Raw genomic sequence first — 20034 nt, 5'->3', positions numbered from 1 at the left:
GTATCTTTAAATCTCTATGCTGCCAATGTTGCTTAACCACTATTTAAGCCTTTGTTTGCTTTATAAGAGAATTTAAAATGAAATCAGAATTAGTTAATACCGCTCCTTTATTCTCATCAATTGAGCTTGGCCCTTTTACACTTAAAAACCGTATTGTGATGCCTCCTCTTACTCGCTCTCGCAGCACTCAGCCTGGCAATATTCCTAATAAATTAATGGCTGAGTATTACTCGCAGCGTGCATCGGCTGGTTTTATGGTTACCGAAGGCACACAAATAGAGCCTCGTGGGCAAGGTTACGCTTGGACCCCAGGTATTCACTCGCAAGCACAAATTGAAGGCTGGAAAAAAGTAACACAAGCAGTACACGCTAAAGGCGGTGTTATTTTTGCTCAGCTTTGGCATGTAGGGCGCGTATCGCACACCACGCTACAACCAAATTCAGGTAAACCGGTTGGCCCTTCAGATATTATTGCTGAAAACGTAAAAGTATTTATTGAAACCGCACCTGGTGAAGGCGTATTGGCTGACCCAAGTGAGCCCCGAGCATTAAGTACTACTGAGGTTGGCGAGCTAGTAAACATGTATGCGCAAGCTGCACGCAATGCTCTAGAAGCTGGCTTTGATGGTGTGGAGCTTCATTGTGCTAACGGGTATTTAGTTAATCAGTTTATTTCTGAGCATACTAATAACCGTGACGATCAATACGGTGGAACGCTTAGTAATCGCCTGCGATTTTTAAAAGAAATAGTTGAAGCGGTAAGTGACGTTGTAGGCGCAAACCGTTTAGGTGTTCGCTTTGCTCCTTTATTTGAAAGCACAGATGAAACACGAGTGTATTTAGGGCTTGTTGAATCAAACCCTCATCACACTTATATCCAAGCCGTTAAATTACTTGAGCAAGCGGGTATTGCTTACTTATCGATTGCTGAAGCTGATTGGGATAACGCTCCCGATTTACCACTAGAATTTTATAAAGCAGTACGAGCTGAATTTTCAGGTCGCATTATTTATGCAGGTAAATACACAGTAGAAAAAGCGGTACGTATTTTAGGTGAAGGTTACGGTGATTTATTTGCATTTGGTCGCCCATTTATAGCTAACCCTGATTTACCAGAGCGTATAGCAAATAATTGGACGTTTAACGAGGCCGATGCAGCCACTATGTATGGCGGCACCGAAGTAGGTTATAGCGATTATCCTTTTTATCAAAAGTAATTAACCTGCAAAGCCAAGGAAGGCTTAATTACTAATTTCATATCCATTTTTTGTGACACGACTAATCATTTTGATATATTAAAACGTTCCTAAAATCGTCAAAAACTAGAGATTATGTCAAGAACCGTCAGTAAAATGTAAAAAGCTGTAAGCATAACTCCGTTTGCTGTTGTATGTCAGTTAACATTCAGTTTGAGCCGCTAGTATTGAACCCAGTTATGTAAAAACATAAACGAGGCAATACTATGAAACTTACTTTTTTACTACCTGCCCTGCTCGCCATTGGCACAGTATCAGGCTCTGCGCTTGGAGCACAAAACGAGCGAGAGAATGATAAAAGCTTTAAACGTGACCACGACAAACGTGTTGAATATAAACGCGATGAACGCCGCCATGAAAAAAAGCAGCGTATTGAACATAAAAAAGAAAAACGAGAAGACCGTAAGCAAGAAAAACGTAAACTTGCTAAGTACAAACAGGAAAAGCGTGAACTACACCGCTACAACCAGCGAAAATATAACTACTTAACAAGCCATCACAATTCAGTCGCTTACAGACAAAATCGATTTATAAACCATTTACCACGCAATAGCGCATCAATCAGATTTAATGGTATTTCGTTTACGTTTAACGACGGCCTTTATTACCGTAAAGCTAAAAGAGGCTACCATGTTGTTAAACCACCTAGAGGCCTGCGTATAAATACGCTACCAAGAAATTACAGGCATTTTAAACACCATAATACGACTTACTACACTTATCAAAATGTGTACTACATTGCGGATAATGATGGTTATACGGTTGTTGATGAGCCATCAACTCGCCTTAATCAGGCAGTAAAAGTGGGTAATGTGAATGACTATAGCTTGGGCCAAACTTACGACTCACTGCCTCAGGCTGCACAGGCCGTAATCATTAACTCACAGCAGTATTTTAAATACGGCGATATTTATTTTTTACCGCAAATAAGTGGTGACGACATAAAATACCTTGCCATTAAGCTAGGTTAAACTCGCTATAAATTAAAAGGCCTTACTGTAAATAGTAGGGTCTTTTTCATTCCCCTCCGTAGGTAGTAATTTACAGCAATAAAATCAATTCTCTCTAAACATTAACATGTCTTAGTATTTGTAAGCTTTTTTGTTAAACTAGCTCGCATATTAATAGTGAGAGTGTATTTATGTCGGGTGAGTTTCCACGTGCTGGTTTTTGGCGCCGTTTTGCGTCGTTGGTCTACGATACGTTAGCCATTATTGCGTTTGCGATGTTAACTGTAGTGCTGTATTTATTTGCAGTACAGGGGCTTATTTCTCTCGATGTAATTAGTTTAAATGGCGCAGAGGATGTATCTGCATTTATTCAAAATTCAAATCTTCTTTCGGGTATTCGTACCGCTCTTTTAATTATTGTTAGCTTAGTATTTTTTGGCTACTTTTGGACTAAAAGCGGGCAAACCATTGGCATGCGTGCATGGCGTTTAAAAGTACAAACTCTTGAAGGTAATTTAATTAGCTGGCCGCAATCAATTATCCGCAGCGTTAGCGCTTTACTCGGTTTAGGTAATTTGGTGGTGTTAGTCGATTTTAAAAACAAAAAGGCACTACAAGATTACATCTCTAAAACAGAAGTTATTACACTTACTAAAGAAGAGAACAGGCGTATTTATAGTGAGCTTGATTAATACCTGCTTTCCAAAACTGGTAATTAAAAAGCAAAAAGGGTGACCACTGGTCACCCTTTTTAATGCTTTGAATAGGTACTCTATACCCGTTTATTCATCAAATATGTCGCAAAGCCTATAAATATAATACTGGGTAATACCGCCCCTATAATGGCAGGTATTTGGTAAACCATAACTACAGGGCCAAATATTTCATTAGTTAAGTGAAACACGATCCCCGTTACAACACCCATAATAATACGTGCGCCCATAGTAACGGTACGCAGCGGGCCAAATATAAACGAGAGCGCCACCAGCAGCATTACCGCTACAGATACAGGCTGCATAAGCTTACGCCACAGAGCAAGCTCGTAGGTACTGGTGTCTTGTTCGTTTTGCTCTAAATAAGTTAAATACGACCAAAGCCCAGTAAATGAAAGTGACTCTGGTTTTACCGAAACAACCCCTAACTTTTCAGCAGTCAATTGTGAAGGGTAAAACTCTTCTGGTAGTTGCTCTGTTGTGGTTTTTTCGCTCGTAATAATAACCTTATTTACATCACGAAGTAGCCAGCCTTCTTTTCGGCTCAGTGCATCTTTTGCTTTAGTGATTTGGGTAAGCTCTAACGATTTGTCAAAGTGGTACATGTGTACCCCATTGAGCCTGCCGTTTTCGTCAACATCTTCAATATTAATAAAATTGCTGCCGTCTTTAGCCCATACACCTTTTTGTGTGTTAAATACATCGCCGCCATGTATTGCTTGGTTACGCATTTCTTTGGCGTGTAATTGCGCTTCAGGTGCACCCCATTCGCCAAGTGCCATCATGCATACAGCCATAAATATGGCCGTTTTCATCACAGAGCCAATTATTTGTAAGCGCGACATACCAGCCGCTTGCATCACTACCAGCTCACTGTTTGAGGCAAGTGCCCCCAACCCCGTTAAGCCACCAATTAGCGCAGCCATAGGGAAAAACACAACAAGATCACCAGGTATTGTATACAAAGTGTAAAGCATTGCGGTCATTAAATCGTAACTACCACGCCCTACCGACTTTAGCTGGTCGATAAACTTAATTAAGGTGCTAATACCAACAAGTACCAACAATGCAAAGCCGGTAGTTTGTAAAATACTGCGCCCTAAATACCAATCAAGTGTTTTCATCATGAGCCTAACTCCCGCTTAGTTACAACGGCTTTAAGCCAAGCGCCCAACGGTCGCCCTTTTATAATTAATAATCCACCTATAAACAAGGCACTTAGATGAATCCACCACAAGCCAATTGAAGGCGGAATTTTGCCATCTTCAACTGCAAATTTAGCGGCATTTAGTAAAATAAAATAGCCTAAGTACAAGCTTATAGCAGGCACTAGTTTTGCAAATTTACCCTGGCGAGGATTAACCACACTTAGCGGTACTGCCAGTAAAGTAAGTAGCGGAATTGATAACGGAATAGCGAGTCGCCACTGCCATTGAGCAATAGATTCTGGTGTATTAATGGCGAGTAATTGATTAGTAGGCACAGCCTCTAATTTACGGCGTTGGTGCTCTATTTCTTGTTCTCGTATTTGTACGCTGTAACCATCAAATTCTGTTAAGTTAAGTGCAGGCGTTGCGCCATCTGTTTCGTAACGTTTACCGTCTGTTAGTACGAGCTGTTGCTCACCATTTACGGCTTCAACCACAACACCTTGCTCTGCATATACTAAGCGCGCTAAGTTGCCTTTTTCGCTATCGGGTAACTGTGCAACAAATACCTTATTGAGCTCTTTGCCACCCTTTTCAATATTATGAATAAACACCACGGCTTTTTCGTTACCGGTTTCTTGGAACCGCCCAGCTCTGAGTGCAGATAGCCCCGCATCGGCTTTGGCTTGCTCTTTTAATTGATACTCTTGCTCGCTTGCCCACGGCGCTATATACATAGTCAGTGCTGCGGCTAATATAGCAAGCCCTACACTTGATATAAGGGTTACGCGCACAACATACCATTCACTTACGCCACAGGCTTTAAGTACGGTCATTTCGCTATCGGCGTAAATACGGCTGTAGGCTAAAATAATGCCTAAAAATATACTCAGCGGAAGTATTAGCGAGGCTAGTTGTGGAAGTTTTAGTGCAATCATCGATAGCACTAATTTAGCAGGAATGCTGCCCTCAGAGGCATCACCTAAAATACCAACTAACTTTTGTGACAAAAATATTGTCATCAAAGTTAAAAATACGGCGACCTGCGATTTTAAAACCTCAGCGGTCAAATAACGGAAAATTAGCAATGCTCGCCCCTGTTAAACATGGAATTTCACTACGATAGTGAGAATTGAATAGTTAAATAGCTATTTTACCCAATTAATACCGGCAAATAGGCTATTATTATAAGCCATCAAAATTAATTATCCTACCTAAGTGCACGATATAATGTTGCATTAGTAGCCCTTAAGCATATAAAGTTCAATTACACAGTAAGAGTCTAGCAAAATCAGCTAAAATAAGAATTATCCTTACATAAGTTACGTAGATAAGACTAGAAAATACTTTTTTAGCCCCAACTTAGTAACTTAAACGACTCAAAACCAGGAGTAACAATGGAATTTAACGTAAAAAGTGGTAGCCCAGAAAAACAGCGCAGCGCATGTATTGTGGTTGGCGTTTACGAGCCACGTAGGTTATCCCCCATTGGTGAACAACTCGATAAAATTAGTGATGGTTATATCTCTAATTTACTTCGCCGTGGCGATTTAGAAGGTAAGCCAGGCCAAGTTTTATTATTGCATCATGTACCTAATGTATTAAGCGAGCGCATATTGCTTGTTGGTTGTGGTAAAGAGCGTGAGCTTGATGATAAGCAATATAAACAAATCATTTCTAAAACTATAAATACCTTAAACGAAACGGGCTCTATGGAAGCAGTCTGCTTTTTAACAGAGCAACACGTTAAAGGTCGCGACACCTACTGGAAAGTACGTCAGGCAGTTGAGACTACGCAAGACTGCCTATATACGTTTAACCAACTGAAAAGTAAAAAAGTAGACCCTCGTCGTCCACTTCGCAAAATGGTGTTTAACGTACCAACACGACGCGAACTAACTATTGGCGAAAGCGCTATTGAGCATGGTTTAGCCATTGCAGCAGGTAGTAAGCTATGTAAAGACGTAGCTAATATGCCACCAAATATTTGTAACCCTGTGTACTTAGGTGAACAAGCACAAGAGCTGGCAACTGATTTTGACAACATCACTGTTGATCTTATTGGCGAAAAGCAAATGGCAGAACTTGGTATGAATTCTTACCTAGCTGTTGGCCGAGGTAGTGATAACGAATCGATTATGTCGATTATTAACTACAAAGGCGCCGCTGATGACCAAGCCCCTATTGTACTTGTTGGTAAAGGTCTAACGTTTGATTCAGGCGGTATTTCATTAAAACCAGGCGAAGGCATGGACGAAATGAAATACGACATGGGCGGAGCAGCAGGCGTTATTGGCGCAATGCGTGCACTTGCACAAATGCAATTGCCGATTAACGTTATTGGTGTTTTAGCGGGTTGTGAAAACATGCCTGGCTCAAATGCGTATCGCCCAGGTGATATTTTAACAACAATGTCAGGGCAAACAGTTGAAGTGTTAAACACCGACGCTGAAGGCCGCTTAGTATTATGTGACGCACTAACATATGTTGAACGCTTTAATCCAGATACGGTTATTGACGTAGCAACGCTAACTGGCGCGTGTATTGTAGCCCTTGGCGCGCATGCTACTGGTTTACTATCAAACCATAACCCACTTGCACACGATTTATTAAAAGCGTCTGAGCAAAGTGGCGACCGTGCATGGCAGTTACCGTTATGGGATGACTACCAAGATCAACTAGAAAGCCCATTTGCTGACTTTACGAACTTAGGTGGACGCTCTGCGGGTACTATTACTGCGGCATGTTTCTTATCTAAATTTACTAAAAAGTATAATTGGGCACATTTAGATGTTGCCGGTACAGCGTGGCGCAGTGGCGCTAAAAAAGGCGCAACGGGCCGTCCTGTTCCTATGCTTACTCAGTATTTATTAAACCGAGCGGGTGTAAGCGAAGCTACGCACGATTAATAATCTATTTAGCTATTTATAAGGCGCCATTTGGCGCCTTATTTATTTGTGTATTAATTGAAGCAAACCCCGTTATATGGCAAAATCTGCCTCTTAATTTGTGTATATCAATTTGGTATACATTCAATGTCATGGGAAACCCCGATACAATGAACATGAACGCTAAATTTTTCGTTCTAAAGCAACAAGATGAGTCTAAAGCGAAGGCTGACGATCATTTTGCATTGGCAGCTCAAATTGCAGCCGATCAGTATCGAAATGGGCAGCGTGTGTTTATTTGTGTTAACGATAACGAAGCAGCCTGTGCCATTGATGAAATAATTTGGGCATTCGATCCAGATAGTTTTGTGCCACATAATTTACAAGGTGAAGGCCCTAAAGGCGGCGCACCTGTAGAAATTGGTATTACGCCACCTGTTGGCAATCGTAAAGTTTTAATTAACTTGGCTACTCAGTTACCGGATTACATTCGTCGGTTTAACCAAGTTTTTGATTTTGTACCCGTAGAACCAGCTGCTAAGCAAGCAGCCCGCGAGCGTTTTAAAAAGCTACGCCAACTCGGTGCCAATCTCACCACGCAAGATATTAATAGCTAGCCAATCAGGCAAACTAACCAACTAATTTAAGTACTTATTTAAGGTTCTGTGTAATGGATAAAACCTACAATCCGCAAGATATTGAACAGTCGCTATATCAAGACTGGGAACAAAAAGGCTACTTTAAGCCATCTGGCCAAGGCGTACCATATTCAATTATGATCCCGCCGCCAAATGTCACTGGTAGCTTACACATGGGCCACGCCTTCCAAGATACAATAATGGATACCCTAACGCGTTTTAAACGTATGCAAGGTAACAACACATTATGGCAAGTAGGTACTGACCACGCAGGTATTGCAACGCAAATGTTGGTTGAGCGTAAACTGCATGCCGAGGAAGGCAAAACACGCCACGATTTAGGCCGCGAAGATTTTATTAATAAAATCTGGGAATGGAAAAAAGAATCTGGCGGCACTATCACTAAGCAACTTCGTCGCCTTGGCGCATCGGTTGATTGGGATCGTGAACGCTTTACCATGGATGATGGTTTATCTGAAGCTGTTAAAGAAGTGTTTGTACGCCTTCATAAAGAAAACCTAATTTACCGAGGCAAGCGCCTAGTAAACTGGGATCCAAAATTACACACGGCTATTTCTGATCTTGAAGTTGAAAACAAAGACAAGCAAGGCCACATGTGGAACTTACGTTACCCACTGGCTGATGGCGTTACAACACAAGACGGAAAAGACTACATAGTAGTAGCAACAACACGTCCTGAAACCATGTTGGGTGACTCAGGTGTTGCAGTAAATCCTGATGACGAACGCTACACAGATTTAATCGGTAAAGAGATTTTATTACCCATCGTTAATCGTCGTATTAAAATTGTTGCTGACGAACACGCCGATAAAGATAAAGGCACGGGCTGTGTAAAAATAACCCCAGCGCACGACTTTAACGATAACGAAGTGGGCAAGCGTCATCAAATGCCTATGATCAACATTTTCGATAAAGACGCCGCTATTCTTACCCAAGGTGAAACATACACCTTTGACGGTAAAGAGCTTGAGTTTGATGCACCAATTCCTGTGCGCTTGCACGGCCTTGATCGTTTTGCAGCGCGTAAAGCAATTGTGGCAGAATTTGAAGAACTAGGTTTACTTGAAAAAATTGAAGACCATGGTTTAACGGTTCCTTACGGCGACCGCTCTGGTGTGGTAATTGAGCCACTACTTACCGACCAATGGTATGTACGTGTTGCACCACTTGCTGAACCTGCAAAAGACGCTGTTAAAAACGGCGATATTCAATTTGTACCTAAGCAATACGAAAACATGTACTTCTCGTGGATGAACGACGTACAAGATTGGTGTATTTCACGCCAGCTTTGGTGGGGTCACCGCATTCCAGCTTGGTACGACAGTGAAGGCAATGTATTTGTTGGTCGCGACGAAGCCGAAGTTCGCCGTGAAAACAACATTGCAGATAACGTAACGCTAAGCCAAGACGAAGACGTACTTGATACGTGGTTCTCATCAGCGCTTTGGACTTTCTCTACACAAGGTTGGCCAGAAAATACCGATGATTTAAAAACCTTCCACCCGTCTGACGTGCTGGTAACTGGTTTTGATATTATTTTCTTCTGGGTTGCGCGCATGATTATGATGACGCTGCACTTTGTAAAAGACGAAAATGGCAAACCACAAGTTCCGTTTAAAACCGTGTATGTAACGGGTTTAATACGTGACGATAATGGCGATAAAATGTCTAAGTCAAAAGGTAACGTACTTGACCCACTAGACATGATTGACGGCATTGAACTTGAAGACCTAGTACAAAAACGTACTGGTAACATGATGCAGCCAAAACTTGCCGCTAAAATCGAAAAAGATACGCGTAAAGTATTTGCAGGCGGTATTGAGGCACACGGCACCGACGCCCTTCGCTTTACACTTGCTGCAATGGCATCTACCGGTCGTGATATTAACTGGGACATGAACCGCCTTGAAGGTTACCGTAACTTCTGTAATAAATTATGGAACGCGAGCCGTTACGTATTAATGAATACAGAAGAGCAAGACTGTGGTTTTGCAAACGATGCACAAAAAGAGCTTTCATTAGCTGACCGCTGGATTTTAGGTCAATTTGAGTCAACAGTTAAAACATACACTGAGCACCTTGATAACTACCGCTTTGACTTAGCTGCTAACACGCTTTACGAATTCACATGGAACCAGTTCTGTGATTGGTACTTAGAGCTAACTAAGCCGGTATTATTTAAAGGTAATGAAGCGCAACAACGTGGTACACGTAATACACTTATTACCGTACTTGAAAGCTTACTGCGTTTAATGCACCCAATGATGCCGTACATCACTGAAACTATTTGGCAACGTGTTGCACCGCTTGCAGGCCTTGAAACAGCAAACACCAGCATTATGGTTCAGCCGTTCCCTGTATATAATGAAGCAAGCGTTGATGCTAAAGCGATGGACGACTTAGAGTGGGTTAAACAATTCATTTTAGCTATTCGTAATATTCGTGGTGAAATGGATATTAGCCCAAGTAAACCGCTTAGCGTATTACTTGCTAATGCATCAAGCGACGACGTGCGCCGCATTGAAGAAAACAAATCATTTTTAGCATCACTTGCAAAAATTGAAGAGTTTACAATGCTTGAAAACAAAGACGACGCACCTGCATGTGCAACGTCTTATGTTGGCAACCTTGAGATCATGATCCCAATGGCGGGCTTAATTGATGTAGAAGCCGAGCTTTCGCGTATTAATAAGCAACTCGAAAAAGCAGAAAAAGGCCTAGCACAAGTGCAAAACAAACTCGCTAACGAAAAGTTTGTAAACAACGCACCTGAAGCTGTACTTGCTAAAGAAAATGCAAAACTGGCTGAATTTAGTGATGCTAAAACTAAGCTACTTGAGCAAAAAACTAAAATAGAAAGCTTATAATTTTAGTTATTATGCCTATTAACACTATTTAATAGGCATTAAAAAAGCCGCTCACTTTAATTAAAGTGAGCGGCTTTTTTGTGCCCTGTGATTAACCACAAGACACTTCTACATTAAAACTTGTAGTTGTACTGAGCACCAACTAGTACTGCATTACCTTCTGACTCAAACTCAAATCCATCTTCTTCAAAGTTCTGAGTTTTACCACGGATAATACTTACACCAAGATCAACGTTAGAGCTTTGATCAATTGTGTAGTTACCACCGAATGAGAACCAAAAACGATCTGTATCTGGGATAGAGATCGACAGGTGATCTTGTGATACCGGAGACTGATCAAATGCTACACCAGCACGAAGTAATAAATCTTCGTTATATTGGTAATCTGAACCAACAGCGAAACGGTATGAATCAGAGAAGCTTTCATCTTTATTAAATGCGCTAAACTTATCGCCAGTTGGAGCTGTAACTTGTGCTTCTAATGAATCAAAGCTACTCCAACCTGTCCATAAAATACTGTAATGAAGACCAAGTTTTTCATCTAACTGATGAGAACCTGAAAATTCAGCTATTGCAGGAAGTGTAATATCAACAGATCCTGGAAGCTCAGTTCCAGACAAACCTTGTGGCGTAAAGTCTGTCATAGGTAACTGGTTAGAGTAAGTACCTTCAAATGTAATATCTGTTTCTGTACGATAATTAAAACCAAAACGACTGTTTTCATCTAATTGATACATTAAACCAATGTTCAAAGCATAGCCTGTATCATCACCTTCAAGATTTACAACTTCAGTTTGATCTGGAATAGGCAGCGGAGTTGTTCCTAGGTGACGCACAATAGTTGCATCAGCGTAAATTACATTTAAGCCAATACCATAGCTAAACTTTTCAGTAACTTTATAAGCAACGCTTGCATTTAAGTTAACGGTGAAGATTTCTGTTTTACCAGCAATCTGTCCTGCTGAGTAGTCATCGTCAAAGTCTGTTGATAAACCAAAGTTAGAAAATGCACCAAAACCAAGCGATACTTTATCGTTGTAAGGCATAGTAAAGTAAGCTGCTGGTACCACTGCACTTGGTGCAATGCTATCGTCATCTAATGAAGATTGATCAATACCAGTTGGCGCGCCTTCACCTTCTAAGCTTACATCTGGGATTACGCCAATAGCAGCAACACTTAGTTGCTTTTCTTTAAATAAAGTCATTAGTGCAGGGTTACGTGCAACTACAGACGCGTCGTCTGCGATAGAAGCTTCACCAGCGTATGCACGGCCTAAACCCGATGCATTTTGCTCTGATAATTGAAACGCAGCTGCAAAGCTATCAGCTGAAACAAATGCAAGCGAAGCTGCAATAAGAGTTTTAGAAAATTTCATTGTTGAGTCCTTAACCAAACTGACTGTCTGGGTACTATGTGTGTTGTTATTAGGATTTAAAACGTGATTACACTACCTTAATTTTTTGTAAAAAACTCTATGAATACGTCAAAAGACAGTAAAAAACATGTTTTTTAACGACATTTTAACAACTATTTAAAACTCATCGGATGAGAAGTGTGGTATTAGAGTAAACACTCTAAATGTAATTAATTATCATTTAGATTGACTTGAAATTAGTAGCAACTTACACTCATTATAAAATCGCAATGGAAGTAAAACTGTGATCATTTTATTTATTATTACAGGGCTAATATTTTGTGGGGCGAGTGTGTTTTGCTTTTACAAAGCAAACTACTGTGCATGTACTCAAGCAGGACAATGCGATAACCTCGTAAACCATTATTGGCTAGGGGCAATGTTAAATGCGTTGATTTCTTTAGCGCTGTGTTGTTTTGCATTGCACGTAGAGCTAGGCACTTTGTTATGGTTAACACTGATGGGAAATTGCTTTTTGGGTGCGTTTATTTCTGCAAAACAAACTAAAAAAAGGCAATGCAGTAAGGCTAATTCAACAAATGCTCTTTTAGCAGGCGAGACAAATTAATCTGATAATCTAAGGGCTTAACACTTGATAGTATTTTAAGCTCTTGGGTGTGCTCACTTAAATCGATGTCTTTCGGTGTAACATGATGATTGTGCTTAGCATTATAAAATAGCTTAATTTTAGGTTTAATAGGATTTAATACGTTCCCTTCAAGCACTAAGGCTAAACGTTCATTCGTTAATTTTACAATAGTTCCTACCGGATGAACCCCTAAACACTTTATAAAACGCTGTACTAACTCACCATCAAACAATTGCTTATTGGCTAATAAGTACCGCAATGCGTTGATTGGTTCATCACCATCTTGATGCATTCTATCGGCAGTCATTGCATCGTACACATCTACAATTGCCATTATACGCGCTGGACGACTTAACTTCTCTGCCTGTAGGCCTCGCGGATAACCAGAGCCATCTAAGCGCTCATGATGATTCACTATCATATCAAGCATAAGGGGTGTTATACCCTTCTCGCCTTTAACTAAACCCAAACCTTGCGCTACATGCTTTTTAATCGCTAAGAGCTCATTATTAGTAACCTTAGTTGGCTTTGAAAATATACCCTGCGGTAATTTAGCTTGGCCTAAATCATGAAGTAACGCGCCCATGGCAAGCTCTTGCACAACAGCCATTTTGTACCCTAAGTATTTAGCAAATACAGCGGTAAAAATGGCGCAGTTGATCATATGCCGCCAGTTATAGCTGTGTTTATCTTTTATACGAGTAAGAATAGTCATAGCGTTAGCATTACGAAAAACTGAGCTGACTATTTCGCTGGCTATTTCATCAAGCACTTTTATATTAACACTCAGGCCAGATGTTAAGTCACCGTATAACGACTGTAGCTTTCGGCCATGCTGATCGTAATTGACACTCGCTTTAGCAAATTCTTGTTCAATTGAGATTGCTATAGGTGTTTTTTCGGCTTTTTGCTGGCTATTAGATGTTTTAGGTTTGCTTTGAGGCTTATATTTGGCAGGAACTGGGGCATCACCTTTAGCAAAATCTATAAGCAGCTCAAGCACCCCTTCAGAGACTAAACGCTTAATAATAGATTTGTCGCGCACTAAGCCACTGGTCTTAATTTTTATGCTATTGATCCCTTCATGTTGCTTAGTAACGCTATCAACATACATACCAGGAGTAAGCTCAGATACGGGCAAAGTAATTAGCATAAAGGCGGGATTTTTCTATTAAGGAATATGTACCTTAAATATCATTAATTAAGCCTAAAAGTCTAGTTTTTGAGTTGCAAGTAGTGATATATAACTACAAAGGATTACTTGCTGTATCACTCTTATTAGCTGTAGTGGGTAACCTTATTTTATGGATAATTAAAACCCTCTTCTATTTTCTTAATAACCTACAACCATTTAGCACTTAAAAGACTATTTGAGTATTATTTTTAAGCTTTTAAACAAACTTAATTAACCTAATTTGAACATAATGTGGTTTTTTCTCGGTCTAAATATACACAACAGCTATAAAAATTTAAGAGCATCAACGTATATGACAAAATTAAACCACCCCGTATCAAACCTAAGTGTGGCTGCAATAAACACAGCCTCGCCTTTGGGTCATATACTAAAAATAGCCGCTCCGCTGCTCGATAGCCTATTGGGCATCAATAAGCTACGTGATATATACCTCTGTAATAATTTATCGGGTTTAGATAAACAAGAGTTTAGTGAAAAGCTGTTAAATGTATTAGGTATTAATGTGCTTGGTGCACAAGATGTTATTAACAAAATACCAAAGCATGGTCCTTGCATAGTGGTATGTAATCACCCTTATGGCATGATTGAGGGCGTAATTATTGCAAATTTACTCACCCATTATCGTAGCGATACAAAAGTAATGGCTAACGTGGGTTTAAAAATATTTAAAGAAATTAAAGACTATTTTATTTTTGCTAACCCACTAAAACCAAAAGCAGCCATTAATACCAGCGCAATAAAACAGTGTTTTAGTCATGTTAAAATGATGGCTTACTTGTGGTTTTTCCTGCGGGAAGAGTGTCATTTTTTCAATCAGAAAAACAACGTGTAACTGACGGGCAATGGAATCGCTTAACCACTCAACTAGCTTTAAAAACACAAGCTCCTTTATTGCCTGTTTTTATTAGCGGTCAGAATAGCTCAACCTTTTATAACTTGGGGCGTGTTTACTACCGATTTAGATTATTAATGCTAATACGCGAATTACTTAAAATTCAAAAAAGATCTATTAGCCTAAGCGCTGGTAATTTACTTACACCCAAATTATTAAATAAGTTTGAAAAAACTGACGACATAAATGCACTTGCGCGCTTGCAGTGTTACTTAAACGATGAGCGCTTTGTAACGCCTTGGCAAGAGGATAACCAATCAACACAGCTCAAAGCCATTATGCAGGAAGTTGATAAAACAAAAATGAAAAATGAGCTTGCAAACTTGCCAAGCGAGCAGCATTTAGTCGACTTTAAAGGTTACTCAGTTTATTACGGTTATCAAGATCAAATACCTAATTGCGTTACTGAAATAACACGCCTCAGAGAAATAACCTTTCGTACATTAAACGAAGGAAGTGGCGAGCCATGCGAAACAGATAAGTTTGATGCGACTTACATGCATTTGTTTATTTTTGATCATAAAAATGAAGAAATTATTGGTGCTTATAGAATTGGACAAACCGATTTATTACAAAAAAATAGCGACGTGAGCGCTCTTTATTTATCGCAAATGTTTAACTTCGAACCTTCTTTTATTAATCAGCAACAGCCGTGCTTAGAAATGGGTCGATCGTTTATAGTTCAAAAACATCAGGGCAGTTACCATGGTTTATTACTGCTATTTAAAGGGATTGGTGCGTTTATGGCGCAAAACCCACGCTATAGGACTTTATATGGCACTGTTTCATTAAGTAAACTTTATGACCCTCGTTCTGTTGCAATTATTGACCATGCAATGGTTAATAATAAACAAGGTGTTAGCGCCAATACGCCTTTTAATAATAAGCTCCACCCAGAGTTTGAAGACTTTATTAATGACCACACGTTAAACATAGCCCATGTATCAGCATTGCTTATGGGAATAGAAGAAGATAAAAAAGACATACCGATTTTATTAAAGCAGTACCATAAGCTAGGCGCTCAATTTCACTGCATGGGCATTGATAGCAACTTTAATCACACGGCAGGATTACTTTTAAGTGTGCACTTACCAAGTGCGCCTGAAAAGCTACTTAAGCTCTACCTTGGTGATAAAAAGGATGATTATATAAATCACTCATAATTTTTACCTGCTGCTTAATATAGCAGGTAAAATACAGTTAACAAAAAAGTCGATGTAATTAATTACATCGACTTTTTTGTTTTTAATTATGTAATAGTTATGGCTATAAAAATATTTAGTTAAGCTGCAGCCACTTTAAAACAACCAATGCTACTAATGAGCTGAGACTGCTTATCAAAATAATTAAAGCGTATAGTGTTACCAACTTTAATATGACTAATACTGACCGTCATTGCATCTTCTCTTAGCATGTTTACGCCATATTGCCCTTGTTCGGCTTTACTGTAATGAAACGCTAAAAACTGCTCACTTTCAGGATGTCTTAAATCAATAAGTTGCTTAAATTGTTGTTTACGCTTTTGTGTCACCGTTTCAAGCTCAACACCTGATGACGTAGCAAGTGGTTCAACTTGGCAGTGGATCAACTGCTTTGCATCCCACCTAACAAAAACCACGTTATTGTTATTTATCGATAGTCCATCCGGAAAAATACACAACTTAAAAGGCGCGTAGCCCGATAAATCCATGTTTTGTAATTGGTACAATGCAGGGGCTTTATTGCTCAGTAAATGAGGGATTAACAGACCTCTACTATGCTTTACCGCAGTTATATCAAATACACTTTGGTAATCATTTAATAATGCGAGTGTTTGCCCAAAATGCGATACCCCAAGCCAAGTACCTCCTCCTTGCGGATCAATGGGGAAAATTGCATTGCCCTGGTGCTTACTTGGAGCGATTGCCGTTTCTCGTGTTTTTTGCTCATCGCGATTTAAAAATAGCTCGTAGCCATCATCAGTTAAAAAGTAACTTAACGTGCACATTTTAATTTTGCATCGATTTTGGTTGTGCTGGCTGGCTATTTTCTCTTAAAAAGGTAGCTGTACTTGGTGCTAAACCAAAGCTTTGATCGAGCTGCGACTTTTGAGCAAAAGAAATTTGTGAAATCATCGCGTAATGGTGCACAGCGTGACTGCCTACAAAAATAAGCTCTCGCGCAAGTGATGTTGTTACTGTTTGTACATTTTTGCTTTTAATCGAAACTTCACTTGAAAGTGATAACGGTTTATTAAAATCATCTGGACTTAGCTGCTCAACCCACGTTGTTATTTCGGCAATTTTTTTTATTGCAGCAGTTGGAGAGTTTTCAATATCTCCTCCTCTTAAGCGGCAATCATAATCTACTTTTTGCGTGCTAAAGCCGGTCATTAAAGATTGATAATGATCGATAATATGTCGCATATGAGCTCCTGCCGAGCTAATAAAGTTAGGAGTAATGACTTGGGAATAGTCCTCTTTAGTTACACCTTCAAGATAAGCGTGTCCTTGAGCTAGTATCTCTAATTGACTATTTGACATTGAATCGGTCTTCCTCATTTATCACTAAATCTTATATGTAAATAATTACAACATGATTTTTGGATGCTAATTTTGCATTGTATAAATAACTAGAAAGCTGTTTTTTAAAATTAACTTTCAAAGTTTTTGCAGTAAATGCACTTTTAAATATAAGAGTAATTAATAAGAAGCTAGGTAATATAAAGAGGATAATTGATACATATAAAAGCAAATGGCGCTCTCGGTAGGGATCGAACCTACAACTCAGCCTCCGGAGGGCCACGTGATATCCATTTCACCACGAGAGCACATTTGTTGCCGCCACACCAACTCGCGATATCAGTGCTTTAGCACTGGCAATGATAAAGAGATCTTTAAATAAATACCAGTAAGATCAGCTTATATGCTTATTAATTAAGCTGTTTTAAATAAAACACTTCACAAAGGCTTAAAAACACGCTATTTATTCTTATTAGATAAGAAACAGTAACGGTTTAGTAACATTAAAATTATGATTGTCGCTGTGAGGATTAGTTTAATACGAGGAAATAATAATGAGTTTAATGTCTACTGAGCAAACCGCTGAATTTTTAGGTGTAAAAGTTGAGCGTGTTAAGCGTCTTGCTCGCGAGAGTTTACTAATAGCTAAGTCAGAAGACGAAAACGGCGAGCCACAATTTGATGCCGCAGAAGTAACAAAGTACAAAGAGCTCGCTGAACGCTTTGGTGGTTTGTAACTTTTATAAAAAAGTATTAGTAACAAGTTTATTTAGCTGCGCACGTAACATTATAGATTTACTAGTTATGCTGCGCTCCTCATACCAAGCAATACATAACACCAAAAAAAACAGCTTATAGTAATTTAGCTTATCTATTGATGGGTAAAACGTGCTTGTTTTATCAACGCTATTTTTATAGTTGTTTAACAATGTACTTTCACTACTCTCATTAAGATTAAAGCTCACTGCAAGGGCTGCCAAATCAAAATATACATCATTAGTTTGCGCGTACTCAAAATCAATTAAATACATGCCCGAAGCATTTACAATAATGTTATCTTTTACCAAGTCATTATGACAAAAGCCTTCATCAAATTGCATGGCTGCAACTACTTTGAGTGCCTGCTCTATTTGAGGTTTATATTGCGTATATACGCCGGTGCTTTGATAAAAATGCAGCTCTTTAGCTATATCCATTGGCGCAGTAGACACTGTGTAATTGTGCACTTGAGCAAGTTTATTAATAAAGCTAAGCGTTATATCCGATTGCGCTGTATTACCTTCAATATAATTAAATACCGCACGGCTATTCTTTTTATCGAGCCAAACAGGCGCAGGACATATATTAAGCTCACTTAAAAAACGCTGTGCTTCAAGCCCTATGGCTGGCCAATGGCTTTTATAACACTTTAATAAATACCCTTGTTGTTTGGTACGTATTAAAAAATTATCGTTACTAAAACCATTAAGTAGTCGCTCGCTTGAAATAACGCTCGTAGGCTCTATAAACGCCCTACACATTTTTACTAACTGAGTATGCTCAATCATTAATTAAAGCTGAGCTAGCGGCTTAGCTTGGCTTTGTTCGTACTCTTCGTACCAAGTTTTAAAGCCCCACGCTGCCATAATCGTATAAAATATAAAGAGCGCAAGCGTTGGGTAATAGCCTTTTTCATAATATAAATACATGGAAGCTGCATCTATTACAATCCAGTACAGCCAGTTTTCGAGGACTTTTTTAGCAACTAAGTAAGTAGTTACTACAGCAAAACACGTTGTAAAACTATCAAGATAAGCAAAATCGGCATGCGTATAGTTTTGCATAACGTAACCAATAGTTATTGCAGCTACGGTTGTTAAACTAATTAAAACAGCATGACGGTTTATCGACCACGATGTAATATTTAAATTTTCAGCTTTGCCTTTTCGCCATACAACCCATCCAAACACAGCCATATACATATAATAAAAATTAAGTAACGACTCCATGAGCAATGCGCCATTCCAGTACATTATTGTATAAATGAGCGTGCTAAAAAATGCCGCTGGCCAACACCATAAGCTTTCCTTTATTGCCAATAATAAGTACGCCATCGACAATCCTACCGCAATGTATTCCCAATGCGACATTGCTGTAAAACCGCTTAAGGTTTGTGTTAAAAAGTCCATATTATGCAGTTACCGTTTAGTTGTGCAGATTGTTATACCAATCTGCTTATATACGGGGTCTATTTAACGTTAAGAAAATTACACTAGAACTAGGCAAAAATTTTTTTATCTAGTTGTTCTAAATAAAAAATTTTTAACGACGTTATAGTGCAATTTAATTCGTTAAATTGATCAAAGATTTATGCAGGTTGGTATTATTGATTATTCAGGCGATAAGTCGCCAGAGAGAAACTTACATACAAAAATAGCTTTACCAAATTCTTCATATGAACGCTTAATTTCAGTATTTAGCACCTGCATTACTAAATCATAATCACCAAAAATTTGCGTTGATAACGTATTAGTAATCACTTTTAAATCTTCGTATTCGTTTAAGCGGTCAATAAAGCCTTTAATAAACGGAATGTAATCTTGGTGAAGTGGATATTTACTGATCTCTACTGATAATTTCATTTTAAACTCTACTTTTTAATTATTTGATTTAAACAAATCATTCAATGCCAGTTCAATACAGTGTAAAATTATACTAACACTCAATTTAACTGAGCTTATTATGGCACGCAGAATAACGTATACATTTAAAAACCAACCGCGCGAAATTAACTTCGCAAAAGATAAATACCACGACATGTATCAAGCTATTGCTGCTGCCGAGGGTATTGATTTAACAAATTACTTAAACATGGTACGCCAAATAGAAATGACCTCAAAAGGGTCTGCTTCTGTTCGTAACTTTCGCGACCAAGAATTTGCCCGTATGGGCTTTAGCGACATTTACTTTATAAAAGAGTAA

Annotated in this window: 18 protein-coding genes, 1 tRNA gene and 1 pseudogene; 10 read left to right on the top strand and 10 right to left on the bottom strand. The window is 39.0% G+C overall.

The window, feature by feature from the left end:
* The first annotated feature begins 77 nt into the window (after positions 1-77).
* From I6F10_RS06555 to I6F10_RS06545, 3 genes are all read left to right on the top strand, one after another.
* Complete coding sequence (locus I6F10_RS06555) at positions 78-1217, top strand: alkene reductase (RefSeq protein ID WP_165743301.1); 1140 nt, start codon at positions 78-80, stop codon at positions 1215-1217.
* Positions 1218-1462: 245 nt separating this feature from the next.
* Positions 1463-2227, top strand: a complete 765-nt coding sequence (locus I6F10_RS06550; RefSeq protein WP_197098646.1) for a DUF6515 family protein — start codon at positions 1463-1465, stop codon at positions 2225-2227.
* 170 nt (positions 2228-2397) lie between these two features.
* A complete protein-coding gene (locus tag I6F10_RS06545; protein WP_165743304.1) occupies positions 2398-2898 on the top strand; it encodes an RDD family protein in 501 nt (166 codons plus the stop codon).
* 80 nt (positions 2899-2978) lie between these two features.
* Here the strand turns inward: I6F10_RS06545 and lptG are convergent, their stop codons facing one another.
* Entirely contained in the window at positions 2979-4046 is a 1068-nt protein-coding gene (gene lptG / locus I6F10_RS06540; RefSeq protein ID WP_024603537.1) for an LPS export ABC transporter permease LptG, read from the bottom strand.
* Positions 4043-5155, bottom strand: coding sequence for an LPS export ABC transporter permease LptF (gene lptF / locus I6F10_RS06535; RefSeq protein WP_138489600.1), 1113 nt, complete (start codon positions 5153-5155; stop codon positions 4043-4045). Before lptF ends, lptG begins: the two co-directional genes overlap by 4 nt.
* 309 nt (positions 5156-5464) lie before the next feature.
* Here lptF and pepA point away from each other — a divergent pair, with 309 nt between their 5' ends.
* The 3 genes from pepA (at position 5465) to I6F10_RS06520 (ending at position 10481) form a co-directional block, all read left to right on the top strand.
* Positions 5465-6976, top strand: coding sequence for a leucyl aminopeptidase (gene pepA, locus I6F10_RS06530; RefSeq protein ID WP_039490278.1), 1512 nt, complete (start codon positions 5465-5467; stop codon positions 6974-6976).
* Positions 6977-7125: 149 nt separating this feature from the next.
* Positions 7126-7572: a DNA polymerase III subunit chi gene (locus I6F10_RS06525; RefSeq protein WP_002962020.1), complete on the top strand. Its 447-nt coding sequence runs from the start codon at positions 7126-7128 to the stop codon at positions 7570-7572.
* A 53-nt stretch (positions 7573-7625) separates the two neighbouring features.
* On the top strand, positions 7626-10481 hold the full coding sequence (locus tag I6F10_RS06520) for a valine--tRNA ligase (RefSeq protein WP_197098645.1): 2856 nt from the start codon (positions 7626-7628) through the stop codon (positions 10479-10481).
* A gap of 113 nt (positions 10482-10594) precedes the next feature.
* Here I6F10_RS06520 and I6F10_RS06515 read toward each other — a convergent pair whose 3' ends face one another.
* The gene (locus I6F10_RS06515) at positions 10595-11857 is read right to left on the bottom strand and encodes an outer membrane protein transport protein (RefSeq protein ID WP_182195055.1); all 1263 of its coding nucleotides are present in this window, start codon (positions 11855-11857) and stop codon (positions 10595-10597) included.
* Positions 11858-12140: 283 nt separating this feature from the next.
* Between I6F10_RS06515 and I6F10_RS20185 the strand changes: the two genes are divergently transcribed.
* Positions 12141-12464 (top strand): hypothetical protein, encoded by a 324-nt coding sequence (locus tag I6F10_RS20185; protein WP_331461823.1) that lies wholly within the window; start codon positions 12141-12143, stop codon positions 12462-12464.
* Here I6F10_RS20185 and I6F10_RS06510 read toward each other — a convergent pair.
* Positions 12424-13638: an HD-GYP domain-containing protein gene (locus I6F10_RS06510; protein ID WP_165743318.1), complete on the bottom strand. Its 1215-nt coding sequence runs from the start codon at positions 13636-13638 to the stop codon at positions 12424-12426. The genes I6F10_RS20185 and I6F10_RS06510 overlap by 41 nt on opposite strands.
* Positions 13639-13972: 334 nt before the next feature.
* Between I6F10_RS06510 and I6F10_RS20175 the strand changes: the two are divergent.
* A pseudogene (locus I6F10_RS20175) lies at positions 13973-15735 on the top strand (lysophospholipid acyltransferase family protein).
* A gap of 119 nt (positions 15736-15854) precedes the next feature.
* Here the strand turns inward: I6F10_RS20175 and I6F10_RS06500 are convergent.
* The 3 genes from I6F10_RS06500 to I6F10_RS06490 form a co-directional block, all read right to left on the bottom strand.
* Positions 15855-16559, bottom strand: coding sequence for an NRDE family protein (locus I6F10_RS06500; protein WP_197098644.1), 705 nt, complete (start codon positions 16557-16559; stop codon positions 15855-15857).
* A 1-nt stretch (position 16560) separates the two neighbouring features.
* Positions 16561-17094 (bottom strand): DinB family protein, encoded by a 534-nt coding sequence (locus I6F10_RS06495; protein WP_197098643.1) that lies wholly within the window; start codon positions 17092-17094, stop codon positions 16561-16563.
* A gap of 212 nt (positions 17095-17306) precedes the next feature.
* A tRNA-Arg gene (locus tag I6F10_RS06490) sits at positions 17307-17381 on the bottom strand.
* 246 nt (positions 17382-17627) lie between these two features.
* Here I6F10_RS06490 and I6F10_RS06485 point away from each other — a divergent pair.
* Positions 17628-17810, top strand: coding sequence for a hypothetical protein (locus tag I6F10_RS06485; protein ID WP_024604886.1), 183 nt, complete (start codon positions 17628-17630; stop codon positions 17808-17810).
* 3 nt (positions 17811-17813) lie between these two features.
* Here the strand turns inward: I6F10_RS06485 and I6F10_RS06480 are convergent, their stop codons facing one another.
* The 3 genes from I6F10_RS06480 to I6F10_RS06470 all read right to left on the bottom strand — a co-directional run bounded on the left by I6F10_RS06480 (position 17814) and on the right by I6F10_RS06470 (position 19694).
* Complete coding sequence (locus tag I6F10_RS06480; protein WP_197098642.1) at positions 17814-18620, bottom strand: phosphotransferase; 807 nt, start codon at positions 18618-18620, stop codon at positions 17814-17816.
* A gap of 3 nt (positions 18621-18623) precedes the next feature.
* A complete protein-coding gene (gene pnuC, locus I6F10_RS06475; protein ID WP_002963042.1) occupies positions 18624-19241 on the bottom strand; it encodes a nicotinamide riboside transporter PnuC in 618 nt (205 codons plus the stop codon).
* Between the two features lie 201 nt (positions 19242-19442).
* Positions 19443-19694, bottom strand: coding sequence for a hypothetical protein (locus tag I6F10_RS06470; RefSeq protein WP_008135690.1), 252 nt, complete (start codon positions 19692-19694; stop codon positions 19443-19445).
* Positions 19695-19794: 100 nt separating this feature from the next.
* Here I6F10_RS06470 and I6F10_RS06465 point away from each other — a divergent pair, with 100 nt between their 5' ends.
* On the top strand, positions 19795-20034 hold the full coding sequence (locus tag I6F10_RS06465) for a DUF2960 domain-containing protein (RefSeq protein ID WP_002963045.1): 240 nt from the start codon (positions 19795-19797) through the stop codon (positions 20032-20034).

This window comes from Pseudoalteromonas sp. SWYJZ98 (assembly GCF_015864495.1).
Taxonomy (GTDB): Bacteria; Pseudomonadota; Gammaproteobacteria; order Enterobacterales; family Alteromonadaceae; genus Pseudoalteromonas; species Pseudoalteromonas distincta.
Note: the sequence above shows the minus strand (reverse complement) of the source record. Positions and strands in the feature narration are given on the sequence as shown.

Bases quoted from the DNA above. Each gene is read 5' to 3' on its own strand.
- I6F10_RS06555 (WP_165743301.1), top strand. From the start codon at position 78: ATGAAATCAGAATTAGTTAATACCGCTCCTTTATTCTCATCAATTGAG.
- I6F10_RS06550 (WP_197098646.1), top strand. From the start codon at position 1,463: ATGAAACTTACTTTTTTACTACCTGCCCTGCTCGCCATTGGCACAGTA.
- I6F10_RS06545 (WP_165743304.1), top strand. From the start codon at position 2,398: ATGTCGGGTGAGTTTCCACGTGCTGGTTTTTGGCGCCGTTTTGCGTCG.
- lptG (WP_024603537.1), bottom strand. From the start codon at position 4,046: ATGATGAAAACACTTGATTGGTATTTAGGGCGCAGTATTTTACAAACT.
- pepA (WP_039490278.1), top strand. From the start codon at position 5,465: ATGGAATTTAACGTAAAAAGTGGTAGCCCAGAAAAACAGCGCAGCGCA.
- I6F10_RS06525 (WP_002962020.1), top strand. From the start codon at position 7,126: ATGAACATGAACGCTAAATTTTTCGTTCTAAAGCAACAAGATGAGTCT.
- I6F10_RS06520 (WP_197098645.1), top strand. From the start codon at position 7,626: ATGGATAAAACCTACAATCCGCAAGATATTGAACAGTCGCTATATCAA.
- I6F10_RS06515 (WP_182195055.1), bottom strand. From the start codon at position 11,857: ATGAAATTTTCTAAAACTCTTATTGCAGCTTCGCTTGCATTTGTTTCA.
- I6F10_RS06510 (WP_165743318.1), bottom strand. From the start codon at position 13,638: ATGCTAATTACTTTGCCCGTATCTGAGCTTACTCCTGGTATGTATGTT.
- I6F10_RS06500 (WP_197098644.1), bottom strand. From the start codon at position 16,559: ATGTGCACGTTAAGTTACTTTTTAACTGATGATGGCTACGAGCTATTT.
- I6F10_RS06495 (WP_197098643.1), bottom strand. From the start codon at position 17,094: ATGTCAAATAGTCAATTAGAGATACTAGCTCAAGGACACGCTTATCTT.
- I6F10_RS06485 (WP_024604886.1), top strand. From the start codon at position 17,628: ATGAGTTTAATGTCTACTGAGCAAACCGCTGAATTTTTAGGTGTAAAA.
- I6F10_RS06480 (WP_197098642.1), bottom strand. From the start codon at position 18,620: ATGATTGAGCATACTCAGTTAGTAAAAATGTGTAGGGCGTTTATAGAG.
- pnuC (WP_002963042.1), bottom strand. From the start codon at position 19,241: ATGGACTTTTTAACACAAACCTTAAGCGGTTTTACAGCAATGTCGCAT.
- I6F10_RS06470 (WP_008135690.1), bottom strand. From the start codon at position 19,694: ATGAAATTATCAGTAGAGATCAGTAAATATCCACTTCACCAAGATTAC.
- I6F10_RS06465 (WP_002963045.1), top strand. From the start codon at position 19,795: ATGGCACGCAGAATAACGTATACATTTAAAAACCAACCGCGCGAAATT.